The sequence below is a fragment of the Pseudorhodobacter antarcticus genome (assembly GCF_900110135.1).
GTDB classification, from domain to species: Bacteria; Pseudomonadota; Alphaproteobacteria; order Rhodobacterales; family Rhodobacteraceae; genus Pseudorhodobacter; species Pseudorhodobacter antarcticus.
Map to the genome: position 1 here is coordinate 1 of NZ_FOCO01000029.1, position 13,809 is coordinate 13,809.

10 protein-coding genes and 2 pseudogenes are annotated in these 13,809 nt (G+C 56.3%); 7 read left to right on the top strand and 5 right to left on the bottom strand.

The features are described 5' to 3' along the window. The 5 genes from BMY36_RS13410 to BMY36_RS13430 all read left to right on the top strand — a co-directional run. The coding region (locus tag BMY36_RS13410; RefSeq protein ID WP_175469301.1) for an ATP-binding protein at positions 1-267 on the top strand (267 nt) is incomplete at its 5' end. A 1,337-nt stretch (positions 268-1,604) separates the two neighbouring features. Beyond that, entirely contained in the window at positions 1,605-2,393 is a 789-nt protein-coding gene (locus BMY36_RS13415) for a hypothetical protein (protein WP_139194053.1), read from the top strand. Continuing rightward, positions 2,390-2,893, top strand: a complete 504-nt coding sequence (locus tag BMY36_RS13420; protein WP_050521284.1) for a hypothetical protein — start codon at positions 2,390-2,392, stop codon at positions 2,891-2,893. Before BMY36_RS13415 ends, BMY36_RS13420 begins: the two co-directional genes overlap by 4 nt. 39 nt (positions 2,894-2,932) lie before the next feature. Next, positions 2,933-4,627 carry a TnsB C-terminal domain-containing protein gene (locus BMY36_RS13425; protein WP_050521283.1) on the top strand — a complete coding sequence of 565 codons (1,695 nt, stop codon included), beginning with the start codon at positions 2,933-2,935 and terminating at the stop codon, positions 4,625-4,627. Further along, entirely contained in the window at positions 4,627-5,637 is a 1,011-nt protein-coding gene (locus BMY36_RS13430; protein ID WP_050521282.1) for an AAA family ATPase, read from the top strand. Before BMY36_RS13425 ends, BMY36_RS13430 begins: the two co-directional genes overlap by 1 nt. 297 nt (positions 5,638-5,934) lie before the next feature. Here BMY36_RS13430 and BMY36_RS19235 read toward each other — a convergent pair. Both BMY36_RS19235 and BMY36_RS21030 read right to left on the bottom strand, forming a co-directional pair. After that, positions 5,935-7,239: pseudogene (locus BMY36_RS19235) on the bottom strand (IS3 family transposase). Between the two features lie 14 nt (positions 7,240-7,253). After that, a pseudogene (locus BMY36_RS21030) lies at positions 7,254-7,377 on the bottom strand (transposase); the annotation flags it as partial. Positions 7,378-7,447: 70 nt separating this feature from the next. Here BMY36_RS21030 and BMY36_RS13445 point away from each other — a divergent pair. Next, complete coding sequence (locus tag BMY36_RS13445) at positions 7,448-7,786, top strand: hypothetical protein (protein ID WP_050521281.1); 339 nt, start codon at positions 7,448-7,450, stop codon at positions 7,784-7,786. Between the two features lie 273 nt (positions 7,787-8,059). On the opposite strand, the gene BMY36_RS13450 is transcribed toward BMY36_RS13445, so the two are convergent. After that, the gene (locus tag BMY36_RS13450; RefSeq protein ID WP_050521280.1) at positions 8,060-10,534 is read right to left on the bottom strand and encodes a calcium-binding protein; all 2,475 of its coding nucleotides are present in this window, start codon (positions 10,532-10,534) and stop codon (positions 8,060-8,062) included. Positions 10,535-10,652: 118 nt separating this feature from the next. Between BMY36_RS13450 and BMY36_RS13455 the strand changes: the two genes are divergently transcribed. Next, complete coding sequence (locus tag BMY36_RS13455) at positions 10,653-11,366, top strand: hypothetical protein (RefSeq protein ID WP_139194054.1); 714 nt, start codon at positions 10,653-10,655, stop codon at positions 11,364-11,366. A gap of 20 nt (positions 11,367-11,386) precedes the next feature. On the opposite strand, the gene BMY36_RS13460 is transcribed toward BMY36_RS13455, so the two are convergent. Both BMY36_RS13460 and BMY36_RS13465 read right to left on the bottom strand, forming a co-directional pair. After that, on the bottom strand, positions 11,387-12,820 hold the full coding sequence (locus tag BMY36_RS13460; RefSeq protein ID WP_050521292.1) for a DUF6880 family protein: 1,434 nt from the start codon (positions 12,818-12,820) through the stop codon (positions 11,387-11,389). 39 nt (positions 12,821-12,859) lie between these two features. Then, positions 12,860-13,747, bottom strand: a complete 888-nt coding sequence (locus BMY36_RS13465; RefSeq protein WP_050521278.1) for a hydrogen peroxide-inducible genes activator — start codon at positions 13,745-13,747, stop codon at positions 12,860-12,862. Positions 13,748-13,809: the final 62 nt, after the last annotated feature.

The window sequence follows — 13,809 nt, forward strand, 5'->3', positions numbered from 1 at the left end:
CCGTTCAGCGCATCAGGCGGGGCGCTGCTCTTCCATCTGTTGAGCAAGCTTTACGAGCGCACCAGCGTCGTGATCACCACAAACCTCAGCTTCAGCGAATGGGCCACCGTCTTCGGCGATGCCAAAATGACCACCGCTCTGCTCGACCGACTGACCCACCGCTGCCACATCTTGGAGACCGGAAACGACAGCTTCCGCTTCAAGGCAAGCTCAGCCGCTGCGGCCCGAAAAAGGAAGGAGCCCAGCATTGTCTTGACGCCAGCATAACTCGCGGAACATAACCTAAAGGTGGCTCACTTCTCGATGGAAAACCCGGCTCACATTTGCGTGGAAATTAACACGTCACTTCTAAGCGTCCCGGCGATACGGTGTCAACAAGAAATTGCCACGCCAGTTCCGTAAGGCCATGAATAAAAACAGTTATTCCGGATTTTTCAAGACGCCCGGAAAAAACTGAAACGACCTTCGAATTCAGCAGCACTCTAGGTGCTCGGCACAAGTCGATCTGAGTGTTTGGTCTGACTTGCGGTTCGCACGATTGCTTTTGCAGAAGTGGGCGTATTTAAGTTCAATGGCACGCTGCAGCCACCCTTGCCCAGCACGGGCAACGCCGTGTCCAGGGGCGCAAGTCCAATGCGCCCATTGGTGCAGGTCATCCTCGGGAAGACCAATCGATGCACGTTTTTTCCGGTTACACTCTGAGTTAAGGCGGGGCTGGATGCAGACGCCGACCGGGTCCATGACGGGTGATGAACATGCGTATAATCGTTATATCCCAATGGCTTAATGGATAAAGAGAAGTCGTAGCGAAAATCTTTTGGAAAAATTTCGGAATCGATTCGACAGAAAATCATTCTTTTTCTATAATGAAGGAAGGTCAGCTAAAAAACGTTGGCTTAGACATGAAGACTGCGTGGCTTCGATCCAGGTGTTCCGCTTAGGTATACCAACTACATGGATGGTCATTATCATAGAGACTCAAGGCGGAGCCCAGACGATGCGGGCTTCAACCCCTCGAGTTCAGTGACACGCGACTGAGCTGAGGTCCTTCGATCATTTTTCGACGGGCTTCCGCACATGTCAAATTCGGCTCTCAAATTTTGTTCCTCCGCGGCTTTTCTGCTGGTGGATACCTGTGCCCGCGGAAGCGCTTTGGCGCACCGGCTTGTCGTTGGACAGGCCGGCTTTTCTGCATGTTTTCATGAAGGAAACGGTCTGCGCGCGAGATCGGTCGTGACTCATCTTGAAGCGGTCGGCCTCTGGAAAAATAAATCAGCCGCAGGATTCCAAAATACACTGAAAAATCAGTGTGTTGACTCGAATCGAGCGGTCTGCACAGTCATCGAAGGCAAGCAAAAAAAAGCTGTCGGATGCCTCGTTTGTGATCACAGAGGACTGAGGCGCACGCAAGGAATGGGGGGTGGAACGATGACGCAAGGGCCATAATCGCAAAAAGCCCGGACCGTTGCAGGGTCCGAGCTTTGATATTCATCGACTGCTGAGTCGACTTCATTGCATGGGTTTTAGATACCCGAAGTTCTCAGTTCAGTCAAACGGCATTCACCGGGGCTTCGCCACCGGCCTGAGAAATATGGACTAAAATCATGGAAACAAGACAGAAAGAAAGTGGCGTCTTCACAACAAGTGGAGCTCATCCGACAACACACAATGCGCCGCGGCGCAACCTCGCCCACAGTAAAGTCGGACCGCCTCTCTTGGCAGATCCTGAGGACCCGATGCGTGTAAATCGGTCTCATCTCGAGAAAATGGAAATTGGCAAGTCCAGCGCCAGTTGTAAGGTATCTTTGGTCACCCGGTTGCACCGCACCGCCGCCCTACAAGAATTCTGGTGTGCGTCCTTTGAAGAGGCGCAGGTCTATGAAAACTTGGCTGCCCATTCAAACGTGCTGAATTTCAAGGAACAGCTGACGCGCGTTGACTACATCGCGGGAGATGGTTCGGCGACACACACCAAGGTGGACGCACATGTTCTGCTGCGCAACGGCGACGAGCTGCTTGTTTCCGTCAAGTATGACGAAAAGGCGCGTCGGCCTTCCTATCTGGCGGAAGTGGCGGACATCGCGGCGCAGTGCTCACCCGAAATCGCAGACTCTTTTGCGGTCATGTCACGTTATCACTTTCACCCGGCTTGGCGTGAATGCGCCCGGAAGATCCACCTTGTCCGTCGCGGCTGGGATCCGGAAGCCGATAGCGCCGTCTTGGACGTGGTCCGCGAGCTTCCGGAGTCGTTTACTTTTGGAGAATTGGTCAGGGCTGCGGGATTGGAAAACCGTGGCTGGCGCGCCGCGATCCGGTTGATCGGCGATGGTGACATTCACAAGCACCCGCTCGACTTGTTTGAAAATGACCTGATCTGCCGGAGGGCGGCATGAGTTACTTTTCCGCAATCACCGCTGCCGATCGCATTTTGTTCGAAGGGAACGAAGTCACCAAAATCATACCGCTCAAGAATGATCGCGGGGGCGTTGTCACACACTATCAGCTGTCGGTCAGGCTTCCGGAACGAGGCATCGATTTCAGGAAGTTCTCGGTCGAGGAAATTGCACATCTGTTGGAGTGCGAGCTCCTTATTGTTGAAAAAGGTTATCACAGTCTGGCCCGTCAGACTGATCGTGCCCTGCAAGGCACCGATGAGATATTCGGTGCGAAACGGAAGCAGCGCGCACGCATCGATAGGATCACGTTCCTTTGCCTTCGCATGGCCCACTATTGCAAGATGGGCATGCCCTTGACCCCCGAGGGGATTGAACTTCGGCGGCCGCAACTGGAGCGCGAATATCGCGATCATCAGGCGCGTATGGACTACGGGACCGAAAAATCCAATTCGACGCAGAGTCTGAAACCGTTGCCGGCAAATACAACGCTTCTCTAATACTACCGCAAAATCCGGAAAGGGCAGCATAACCCGAAAGTGTTTTTGCCGCCCCGCGCCGAGCCGATCGACATCGATCATCAAGAGGCGATCGATTTACATTACATACTCATAATCCTCTATGAATACGCCAGCGCAACTAAGATCGCGAAATGTGATGTCGCGCAGAAGGCCGTCAAAGGAGTAGAGGAAGAAAACGATAGGCGCCGTTCGCATGGATTTCCGGTCCTCATCAAGGTCAGATCGGCCAGGACCTATGAGCGCTGGATAGACGAACTTCTTGATCCTTACACGGTTGTCCTTCAGCGTGAAGGGCTCGCAGCCGCAAAAGCCAAATTCGACTCGGTCGAAGGCGGAATGCAGGCCAGCGAGATCGGTGGGCAAGTAATCTTTGACGCGTGGAGGGTCCACGTGGTCACCCTCGATGCGACTCGTGAACAGCTTATTAGAATGACCGCGGAACAGCGCGCGAAAGTCCGGCGAATCCGGCGCTGGGTCATTGTTGCAATCGACGCTGCCACGAGGGTCATTTTGGGGTATGCCTTTTGTGACGCCCCGAACCAGGACGCGTCTCTGAAAGCTCTCCGGCTTTGTTTTGCGGACAAGACCTTTCTGTTGGAAGAGGCGGGCCTGCGCAACGCCACTTGGAGTCACCGCACCCCCATCCATTTGGTGTCAACCGACTCGGGGTCGGAGTTCGGCAAACATCCTTTTGGTGGCGCTCTGTTCGGCGAAGCGGTGCGGCGATTGACGGGGTCATTTCTGAACGCGGTCACCGGAGTCCCGGAGCTGCGTGGAACCATCGAGCGGCTTTTCCTGACCTTTGAACTGAGATGGGCCCGCTACCAGCCTGGCTGGACTGCAGGAAGCGTCGCCCAGCTCAATGACCGAAAGCCCTTTTTCGAAGCCTGTATGTCGGACGACGAATTGGAGAGAAACTTCGTGCAATTCATTGCCGACTACAATAACGCGCCGCATCGCGGGCTCAACTTCGGCACCCCCGCAGGTGAGTGGGAAAAAAAGTCCAAGGATCCCATCTTTGATCTTTCATTGCTTCCCGGACCAGCCGCGCTGCGGGAGGCTTGCGGCACATATGAGGCCGCCGGCGTTTCGGAGGCGGGCATCCGCTTCAAGGGTTTGAGCTATTCGAATGAATTCATTCGCGATCAGCGGCTGGTGAAGGGCGTGGACAGGATTGCCCAGCCCGGCGAAAAACTTGAGATCAAAATGGACCCGATGGATCTGGGTGCGATTTCGGTTCTTGCCGATGGCGACCTCATTTCCGTGCGGTGCCTTGACGACACGATGCGCGGTAAAACACTTGCTTGGTGGACCGGTGAACAGGCGCGCCGGCGGGCAGTGGCAAAGCAAGACGCAGATCTGAGAGCTCCGGCACGTGACGAGGCGCGGAAAGCCTGGCAGGGCGAAACCGCCGCGATCGCTCAGTCGGCAGGTGTGAACGTGGGCGGCCGAACCCTTGCAGAAATCGATCAGTCTGCACGTCAGATGAGTTTCGGAAAAGGCCGCCATGAAAAACCGTTCGTTGGCCGGGAAGAACATGTTGATCCCATCACCAGCGGCAACAAGATCGGCGTTCCGGTTGAAGAAGAAGACGTGCATTCGTCCTCTGAACCTGACGCCGCGACAGGCACCAGCAGGGCAAATCCGCTCGATAAGTTTCGTTCACGGGGCAATCGCACCCCTCATTCTACAACAAGAAAAGGAGGCCGGTAATGCCTATAGACAATAGCATCGCTGAGTTGGAGGCAGTTCGCAGGAACGAAAACGCGATGGCGGATCTTTCAACCACATTCTTCGAGACCGAAACGTTCCAGACAATGCGCAATCGCATTTTTCGTGTTCTCGAGGCAAGAGACGCAAACCTGCGTCGCGGGCAGTTTGAACAGAAAGGCGCATGTCTGATCGGTCCCCCTGGAAGCGGAAAGTCGCGGATGGTGAAAGAGGCCATCCGGAGGTATGAAACTGCTGCAGTTGCGACTGGTGGGCGCGAGTATGGGCACGAGATTGTCAGCGCAATTGTGCCTGGAAAAGCTGGCGTGAAAGAAACCTGCCGCGCCGTTCTGAACAAGCTGGACTACCCCACCCGGGGAGAAAGGACTGAAGAGTATCTGATCGGGTGCCTGAAAACGCAACTCGAAGAACGTCGCATCGCGGCGGTTCACCTCGACGAAGTGCAGGATGCTGGCCGCTATGCCAACGACGACACCATGCAAGGATTCGTAAAGCGTTTTCGGAACCTGATGCAGGAGTCGCCGTGGCCCGTATGCTTGATCCTGACATCGACATGTGAAGGTCGCGAATTGATCAATTTCGACAAGACGTTGTCTCGACGTCTCCGGCCGATCGAAATTCGCCCCATGACGGTAGATAGTGATGGCCTCAGTCTCAGGGAGTCGGCAGGGAAACTGGTTACCTCCGCCGGGCTTTCGCATGGCGGTCTGTTTGATGAACCTGCATTCATGCCCCTTTTCATGCATGCGGCGGCCTACCGGTTCGGCGTGGCAGTGGAAATGGTCATCGAGGCAATTGGCGAAGCACTGGCGCAAGGCCAAGATGAGGTCAATCTCGACCACTTCGCTGAAGCGTATTTTCTTCGCGCGGACTGCGACGAAGAGATGAATCCGTTCATTTCCGATTATTGGCGCGGGATCGATACGACGATTGTTTTGGATCGGCACAAAGTTGAGAAAAAAGAGGCTAGGAAGCGCTCAAGGCGGAAGTAACCCTGCGATCAACCACTTTGCGCTCAGACAAAAGGCTGCCCTCGGGCGGCCTTTTTCTATTCTTGCTTACTATCGGTTGAAGGTCAGTTGGTATGGAGATGTCGGAAGTTGGTATACGGGTGTCGGCAGGTATGTTTTCTGAGTGTCGGAGAAGATATCAAGTAATTGATTTGCAACGATAAAAATTATCGATAAGTTGGCGTTTCAGTGTCGAACCACACACTGCCAACGGGGCATAAGCATGCACGTTTTGGCGTTTTGGTCTTGTCACGCTTACGTTCCGGTCTTTCAACTCATTTATGCGGCCTTTCGTTTGAATGCCAAGGGGCTTTTACCGCCCAACGATGACTGCCTGCGCCGTGGATTATAGAACCCGTTGATATACTGGAAGATCGTGCCTTCTGCCTGACGGCGTGTGTCCCAACGATTGCGCCAGATCAGCTCGGCCTTGATGGATTTGAAGAAAGCGAGGAGGATCAGGAAAGGCCCCGGTGGGGCGTTTCCCCGACGCAAGACCATCGAATTGTCGTAACAATTGCCCTTGCCGCTCATCCGCTGCCCGGCAGCGTATGTTTACATGCGCGAGAGGGGAGACCTTGAAGCCGTGCTTCGAAAGAAGCTTCTGATAGTCATGTGAACAGTATTGCGACCCGCGATCCGTATGATGAATGCAGCCCTTCGGTGGTTGCCGTAGGGCCACAGCCATGTCCAACGCCCGGATCGCCAGGTCCCGCTTCATGCGATTGCTGACAGCCCATGCTGTTACCCGGAAGGGATTTGCGTGCAAATCACGCAGGACGATGACGCGGCGAGAGTAGAGGTCGAGGATGACGGCCAGATATAGCCAGCCTTCGCTGGTCCAGATGTAGCTTATGTCACCAGCCCATTTCTGGTTCGGGCCATCCGCACTGAAGTCCTGATCCAGCAGGTTGGGCGCGATGTTGAACGTGTGATCGCTATCCCCCTCTCGGCAGATTGCGTTGCAATCGCCTGCCGGGCAATGGTTGTGGTCTTGTATTTCTGGGTCCTGACGACCTTGATGTTATTCTCGCGCATCAAACGGCCCACACGCCTGTGACCCACGCTCAACCCCAGTTCTTGCAGTTCTTCAGTCATCCTTGGCCGCCCCTAGCTTTGCAGGCTAAGCCGATGCTGTTCGCGAATATGGGCGATAAGAACCATGCCAACCACTGCCCTCTCGTGCATGTAAACATGCACGAGAGGGCAGTGGTTGGCTCATTGGGCGGCCTCGCCACGCACGAAACCCACGAGATGTAACCTGCATGATACGGCAGAGAAACTCGACCGGCCAATCTTCTTTCCAGACATCAATGAAGGCAAACCTCATCCCGCTGCCCGGCAGTGGTTTGTGCAACAAACCATGAGAGGGGGCTTTGGCCTGCAAAGAAGCCTAACGCTGAATGTTCCACTCACCTACCGGCCAACGGATCGCCGCCTTTTTTAGCACCTCCCTCTCCTCAAGCAGCAGCCGGACTTCTTTGCGAAGACGGGTATCTTCCTTCTCGACGTCCTCGTGCGGCCCCGACATCAGATCATCGTGTTCCCTTTCGGGACATTGCCATGCAATGCCCTGTCGGGCAACGGATGCTGCTGGACCCACTTGTTTAGCGTAGAGACGCCAACACCCAAATCCGATGGAAGCCGCGGACGCGTTAAGCCGCTGGTCGTCGCCATCCGCACAGCATCACGCCGAAACTCGTCTGTGTATTCCTTTGCCATTCCATATCTCCTTCATAGCAAATATTGCTCGAAAGAGACCGGAACTAAAACAGGGCAAGACCATTTAGAGATGATCAACCCTTCGGAGGACATCACGGAGTTGAATGCGCGGGCCTACAGCTATGCTGAAAAGGCCGACATCTGCTTTGACGAGCTGTCAAACATGGATTTCTTCCAGCGGCTTATTCACGGCTGCGCCTATCGCTGGGGCCTGGTGATCGAAATGATGATCGAGGCTTTCACGATCTGCGTCCTGGCAGGGGCCACGAATGTTTCAATTAGCCATTTCGTCGAGGCGTTTTTGCGGATCTACGGTCTGGCGCCAGGGTATTCACCGTTTCTCATGCCGGACTACCGGGAAAGCTTTGACCCGGACAGACTCATGGATCTACTTGATCGCGACCGCTGATACTTGAACAGTCGGAAGAGCAATGAGGCCCGCGTTTCGCGGGCCTTTTTGTTTTTGGTCTGGACTTCTGGCAAGACTATTTGCTGGGTTTGCATGCTTATGCCGTAAATGTGCATGCTTATGGGGTCGGCAGAAAATTGATATCTGTAAGCCTATGAATAATAGATAAAAATCTACATCTTTTCAGTTTGCTATGATTCGGCGTGCATTCTTATGCCGGATTGGCAAACACATGATTTTTGACCCGTGCGGCAGGGCGTGAACGCGGTGCGGTTATAGCGTGATGTCGATCACTGTGTGCAGGTTCGCGGTGGACGACAGCCTCTCAATCATGATCACATTCCCGCCGCTGAACGTCAGCACAACCCCGGCCGAGGTGATGGTGGCATAGGATGCCAGCACATTTTCTGCGGTCAGCGTGGCACCGCCCCAAAGACCGCTGGAAAGGGTGAGGGTGTCACCTTCTGCGATGTTAAACCCGCGGATGGTGTCGTTGCCAGAATTGGGGGTGAACACGAAAGTATCGGCCCCAGTGCCGCCAATTATCAGGTCGTTGCCATTGCCGCCGACAAGATAATCATTGCCCGCGCCGCCATAAAGGCTGTCGTTGCCATCGCCACCCCAGAGCGAGTCATTGCCGGTGTCGCCAGACAGCGTGTCATTGCCCGTGCCGCCCCAAAGGATGTCGTTATCCGCACCAGCGCGCAGGTCGTCATTGCCGTCACCGCCGCCCAAGGCATCATCGCCCGCGCCGCCCCAGATCGTGTCATTGCCATCCGCGCCAAAAGCCTGATCGGCGCCAGTCCCGCCGCCCATGACATCGTCACCGTCGCCGCCATAAAGGGCGTCATTTCCATCACCGGCCCAAAGCACATCATTGCCAGTGCCGCCAAACAATTGATCATTGCCAAAATCGCCGTTCAGCGTGTCATTCCCATCGTCGCCATAGATGAGATCGTTATTGTTGCCACCCCAAAACACATCCGCGCCGCTGCCGCCCCACATTTGGTCATTACCGCCGCTGCCTTTGAAAATATCGTTACCATGGCCGCCATACATCACATCACTGCCGTCGCCCCCCCACAAGAAATCAATCCCTGCGCCCCCCCACATTTGATCATTTCCGGTCCCGCCGCCCAAGCTGTCATTGTCATCGCCGCCATAGATCACATCATTGCCAGAACCGCCCCACAGCAACTCCGCCCCTGCGCCGCCCCATAATTGATCATTTCCGGCCCCGCCGCCCATACGGTCGTGGCCGTCATCGCCAGACAAGCTGTCAGCGCCGTTGCCGCCCCAAAGGGAATCGTTTCCAGTGTCCCCATTCATCAGATCATTGCCATCAGAGCCCAATATTAGGTCATTGCCGCCGCCGCCAAACATGACATCGTCGTCGCCCCCGCCCCAAAGCGTTTCGCGCCCATCGCCGCCATAGATAAGGTCATCGCCGCTGTCCCCGCTGATGAGATCGTTGCCTGCGCCGCCGTAAAACGTGTCGTTGCCATTGCCGCCAAACAGCCTGTCGCCACCGTCGCCACCATAAATAATATCATCGCCCGATCCGGCAAAGGTGGTGTCATTGCCCTCGCCGCCAAAAAACTGGTCTGCGCCCGCGCCCCCATAGAGTGCGTCATTGCCTGCGCCGCCCGCCAACATATTTGCGCCTTCGTCGGCATAAAGCAGGTCATTTCCGTCCCCCCCATTAAGGGTGTTATTGCCTGCGCCGCCAAAGATGGTGTCGGCCAGCGATGATCCGGTGAGGGCATCATCGCCCGCAAAACCGTAGATCCGGCTGCTTTGGTTCGGTCGGGCTTGAAAAACCTCATCTTCGGCGGTGCCCGTCCACAGTTGGCCGATGGTTGCGCCATTAAACGTGGTTGTTGCCGCCTCTAATGTGGCGGTGTTGATGGTTTGGCCTGTTACCAGTAGCAATGTTGCGTTGTTGGGGCCGGTGATGCGAGCGTTGGCGATGGTAACGCCGTTCAATTCGGCCAATGCGGATAAAAGCTGATAGGGGTTTGTGATGGCGTCCGCGTCCATCGCGATGCGCAGCAGGCTGCCAAGATCTGCCGGCATTGTGCCATTGACGACCAAGGTCATGGGGCCAAACTGTAGGGTAAGCCTGCTGGGACTGGCCGAAAACGACAGCAAGACGCTGCCATTGTCGATGATTTGCAGCCCAGTAATCGCATAGGCCGACATTTCCGTGATGAGGGTGTTGCGGTCGGTGGTGCTGAGATCATCAAAGCTGCCGAACTGACCAAGGCTGGCCAGAAGATCGGCAAGGCCAAGCAGCGAATTTGGCAAAGCGCCTGTCATTACAAAGGACTGCCGGCCCGATGTCACGGTATAGCCCGCGCCATTGGCGGCTGCGGTAAAGCGCAACACTTCACCAATGGGCCCATCGGTGAAGAGGGGGCCGGTCACTGTCACGGATGAAAACGCGCCGGTTGACAGGCCGCTGTCGATCGCATCGCCCAAAGCATCCAGATTGCCAGCAGGCGCAATGCCGCTGCCGGTTAACAAGAACGTGTAGCCGTTTACAAACGCTTCAATCCGGTTGCTTTCGATGGACACCAGTTCGGGTGGTTCGCCCGCACTCTCATTTGCATTTGAATTTTGCAAGAAGTTGTCCCAAGCCGCGTCCAAGTCCAACGTCAGGGTTCCGAGGCTTGAATAGCTGCCTGCGGCGGTCTGTGCCAATTCGAACTCAGTCACAAACTGACTGGTATACGCAAAATTTACCATTTTAAGGTCCTATGCATTTGACGTCAGATAACAGTGGGGGAATCCTATTTCACAAAAGGTTAGGCAATGCGCCGTTACGTGTAAATCCTTTGTATCATTATGTTTTATAGGATTTTTTATGGTAAATTGTAGTGGAATCACGCCTGCCCAAATGCAGGTGGAGGCTTTTGTGTCCACCGATGAAATGGGTCACATTCCGGGCGCGGTTGGTGGCGCGCTGGATCAGTTTGTGGGGCCGCAAAAGGCCACCATCACCGGGGCCGTGGCGAATGGCGTAAAAGAGGCGTTTGTTCCCGTTGCGCAAGGGGCTGGTGTGGGCACTGAATTGGCGGCTGGCGTGGCGATCAAAGCCCCAAAAACAAAAGTGCAACGTGGCGAAAGCCACCGTTTGGGGGTGCGGGCAGTCTACACGACGCGAGGCCCGCTGGCGCTGGCCCTGCGGTCGTCCGTCAGCGTAAGTCACGGGTTTTCAAAGTATTCGTTGCCAAATGGAATCGTAATTCGCAATGGTCGCACCAAAATTCCGCAAGCAATTCAGTTGCAATTTGAAGCGCGCAATGTGGAATTGGAACAAACTTTGACAGGCGCGTTTGGGGGCAAAGGGCCGGTTCGGGCAGAGATTGGTGCGGGGGGCGGCGTGGCGTTTGCCCGGACGCGAACCAAAATCAACTCTCCCATTTTGAAGGTGGAACATGTTGGATCGCAAAAGCTGCCTTATGCTGTTGTGCGGATTGATGTGATGGGGGGCACCGATGTGCGGCTGCAGGGGGAATTGCGGCAGTACAAAACTGTGGGGCTATCGCTGACGTTGGGGGTGGCATCGCGGTTTTAGGGCTGGGGCTTTAGGGGGGGCTATTGTGCAGTCAGCTTTTCCCAAAATGCGAATTTGCGGACGTGATCGCGGCGCAAGGATTGCACATATTGCGCATGATCCGGGTGTTGCCTGTAGTCGGTGATATCCGCGTCCACGGCGGCACATTCCGCCACATATTCGGCAGCCTGCGCGTAGCGGGGGGCGCGAGCGTGGTCCAACGTGTCGTCTATCATTGCACGCCACAAAATGACGGCGGCGCGGGGGTGGCGATTGCGCAAAGCTTCGGCGGCGGGGGCGAGGAGGGCCGAAAGCTCTCCGTTGATTTCTGTGCTGCGGGTTTCGATCACTTCAGCGGCTGTCAGCAAGTCCGGCCAGTTGAGGCAAAAATTGAGGGCGGCATGCAGGTTTGGCGACGCGCGAAGATGGGCGCGGGCGCGATCTTCGGCCTCGACATCTTCAAAATCGGGGAGGAGTTTGAGGTGGTCGCGCAGGTGGCCGGGGTTGAGGTAGGTGGTGAAGCAAACCCAGCGGTGGGTTTGGGCATCGTCCAGCCGCCCGAGGGCCGTGAGGCAAGCGATATAGGCCACGTCCCACGCGGCTTGGCCTGCGCGGCTGTCGGTGGCGTTTTGCAGCATTTCCAGCGCCTTGGCAGGTTTGGCATCGGCCAGCAAAAGGGTGGCCACTTCGGCGGCGATATCTTTGCGGGCAAGGTCTGCGGGGGAATATTGGTTGATATAGGCGGTGGTATCGCCTGATGCTGCAGCAATCTCTTGCAGGCTGCGTTTGATAAGGCGGGATTTGCGGTCATTCCCACCAGCGGCACCTGTGGCCCCGCGCAATTCGCGGATGAACGCGGCGGCGACCGCGTTGGTGCTGTTGGGCGGTGGGGCCGTGTCGCCGTGGGCCTGCACCAGCGTTTTGAGATGGGCAAGACCTGCGGGGCCAAGCGTGGGGGCCAAAAGCGCGATCAACCCGTTCCATTCGCCGTAAGTGTTGTTTGTCAGCGCGGTCCACACTTGGGCTGCGAGGGGCGTTGGGTTAAGATTGGCGCGGGATGCTACATTGGGCAGGGCGGCGAGGGCTGCGCGAAACACGTCGCCCACCTCACCCCGGCTGTCATCGATGCGGGCACAAAGGGCAGGGGCCATTTCGACGAACTGCCACAACAGATCAAAGGCGGTGGCGGCATCTTGGGGGGCGATTTTATCAAGGATCATCGCTGACTGGGTTTCCAGATCTTTGACCAGCAATTTGCGTTTGCGCCAGCCGACAAAGCTGGTCGACCTTTGCAATGATACCAAGCGTTTGCGCACGTCTTGGGCCAGTTCCTGCGGGCCAAGGCTGTGGCTGAGTTCAAGCCGCAGACGGCGCTTTATATCGGCGCTGCCCGTGCTGATTTCCATCAGCAGGGTGGCGAGGGCATCGGCGCCGAGTGCCGCGAGGTTGGTTTGGTTCAGGGTCTTTTTGGCCATGACGCCTTTTGCCATTCCTTTTGCGCGATGTGAAGCCGTTCATGGGGTCGCTGGGCGCAAGATGCCTGCAATATGGGTGAGTTGGTCGGCCAAAGGGTTGGTTTTGCGCCAAACCATGCCGATGCTGCGGCGCGGGCGCGGGTGGGCAAGGCGGGCCACGGACACCGCAGCAGAGCGCGTTTCGATTGCCACCGCCATTTCGGGGATCAGGGTGACGCCGATGCCAGCACCGACCATTTGCACGAGGGTGGAAAGTGCAGACCCTTCCATCACGTCGCGGGGCAGGGTGGTGGTGAGTTTGCAAAACGACAGCGCTTGGTCGCGAAAACAATGCCCTTCCTCTAGCAACAAAAGCCGCATTTCGCGCAGGGTTTCGGGGTTGGGGACGGGTTTATCGGCGTCTGATTGTGGGCGGACCAGCACGAATTCTTCGTCAAACAGGGGTTCTTCGTGCAAGGTGGGGTCGGACACGGGCAGGGCCATGATGGCGGTGTCCAGCTTGCCGTCTTGCAGATCGGCCAGCAGAGTTTGTGTCACCGCCTCACGCGGGCGCAAATCAAGTGCGGGGGCGTGTTTGGCCAGTGCATGGATGATGCTGGGCAACAGATAGGGCGCGATTGTGGGGATGATGCCAATGCGCAAACGCCCAAGCAGGGGGCTGTAGGCGGCGCGGGCAAGGTCGCCGAGTTCATCCACCGCGCGCAAAATTTCGCGCACACGCAGCGCAAACGTCTCGCCTAGGCTGGTCAGCCGAATTTGGCGCGCGCCGCGTTCGACGAGGGGTGCGCCAAGCAGGGTTTCCAGCTCTTTGATTTGCAGCGACAGCGCGGGTTGGGAAATGGCGCATTGCGCGGCGGCGCGGCCGAAATGGCCGTGTTGGGACAGCGCCTCAAAATACCTAAGGTGTTTTAGGGTGATACCATTCATAAGCGCAGCATATCGTAGGCATTAGAAAATGCAAATTTTAATTATGGTTTGTGCGTGCTATG

Bases quoted from the DNA above. Each gene is read 5' to 3' on its own strand.
- BMY36_RS13465 (WP_050521278.1), bottom strand. From the start codon at position 13,747: ATGAATGGTATCACCCTAAAACACCTTAGGTATTTTGAGGCGCTGTCC.
- BMY36_RS13420 (WP_050521284.1), top strand. From the start codon at position 2,390: ATGAGTTACTTTTCCGCAATCACCGCTGCCGATCGCATTTTGTTCGAA.
- BMY36_RS13460 (WP_050521292.1), bottom strand. From the start codon at position 12,820: ATGGCCAAAAAGACCCTGAACCAAACCAACCTCGCGGCACTCGGCGCC.
- BMY36_RS13415 (WP_139194053.1), top strand. From the start codon at position 1,605: ATGGAAACAAGACAGAAAGAAAGTGGCGTCTTCACAACAAGTGGAGCT.
- BMY36_RS13430 (WP_050521282.1), top strand. From the start codon at position 4,627: ATGCCTATAGACAATAGCATCGCTGAGTTGGAGGCAGTTCGCAGGAAC.
- BMY36_RS13445 (WP_050521281.1), top strand. From the start codon at position 7,448: ATGATCAACCCTTCGGAGGACATCACGGAGTTGAATGCGCGGGCCTAC.
- BMY36_RS13450 (WP_050521280.1), bottom strand. From the start codon at position 10,534: ATGGTAAATTTTGCGTATACCAGTCAGTTTGTGACTGAGTTCGAATTG.
- BMY36_RS13455 (WP_139194054.1), top strand. From the start codon at position 10,653: ATGGTAAATTGTAGTGGAATCACGCCTGCCCAAATGCAGGTGGAGGCT.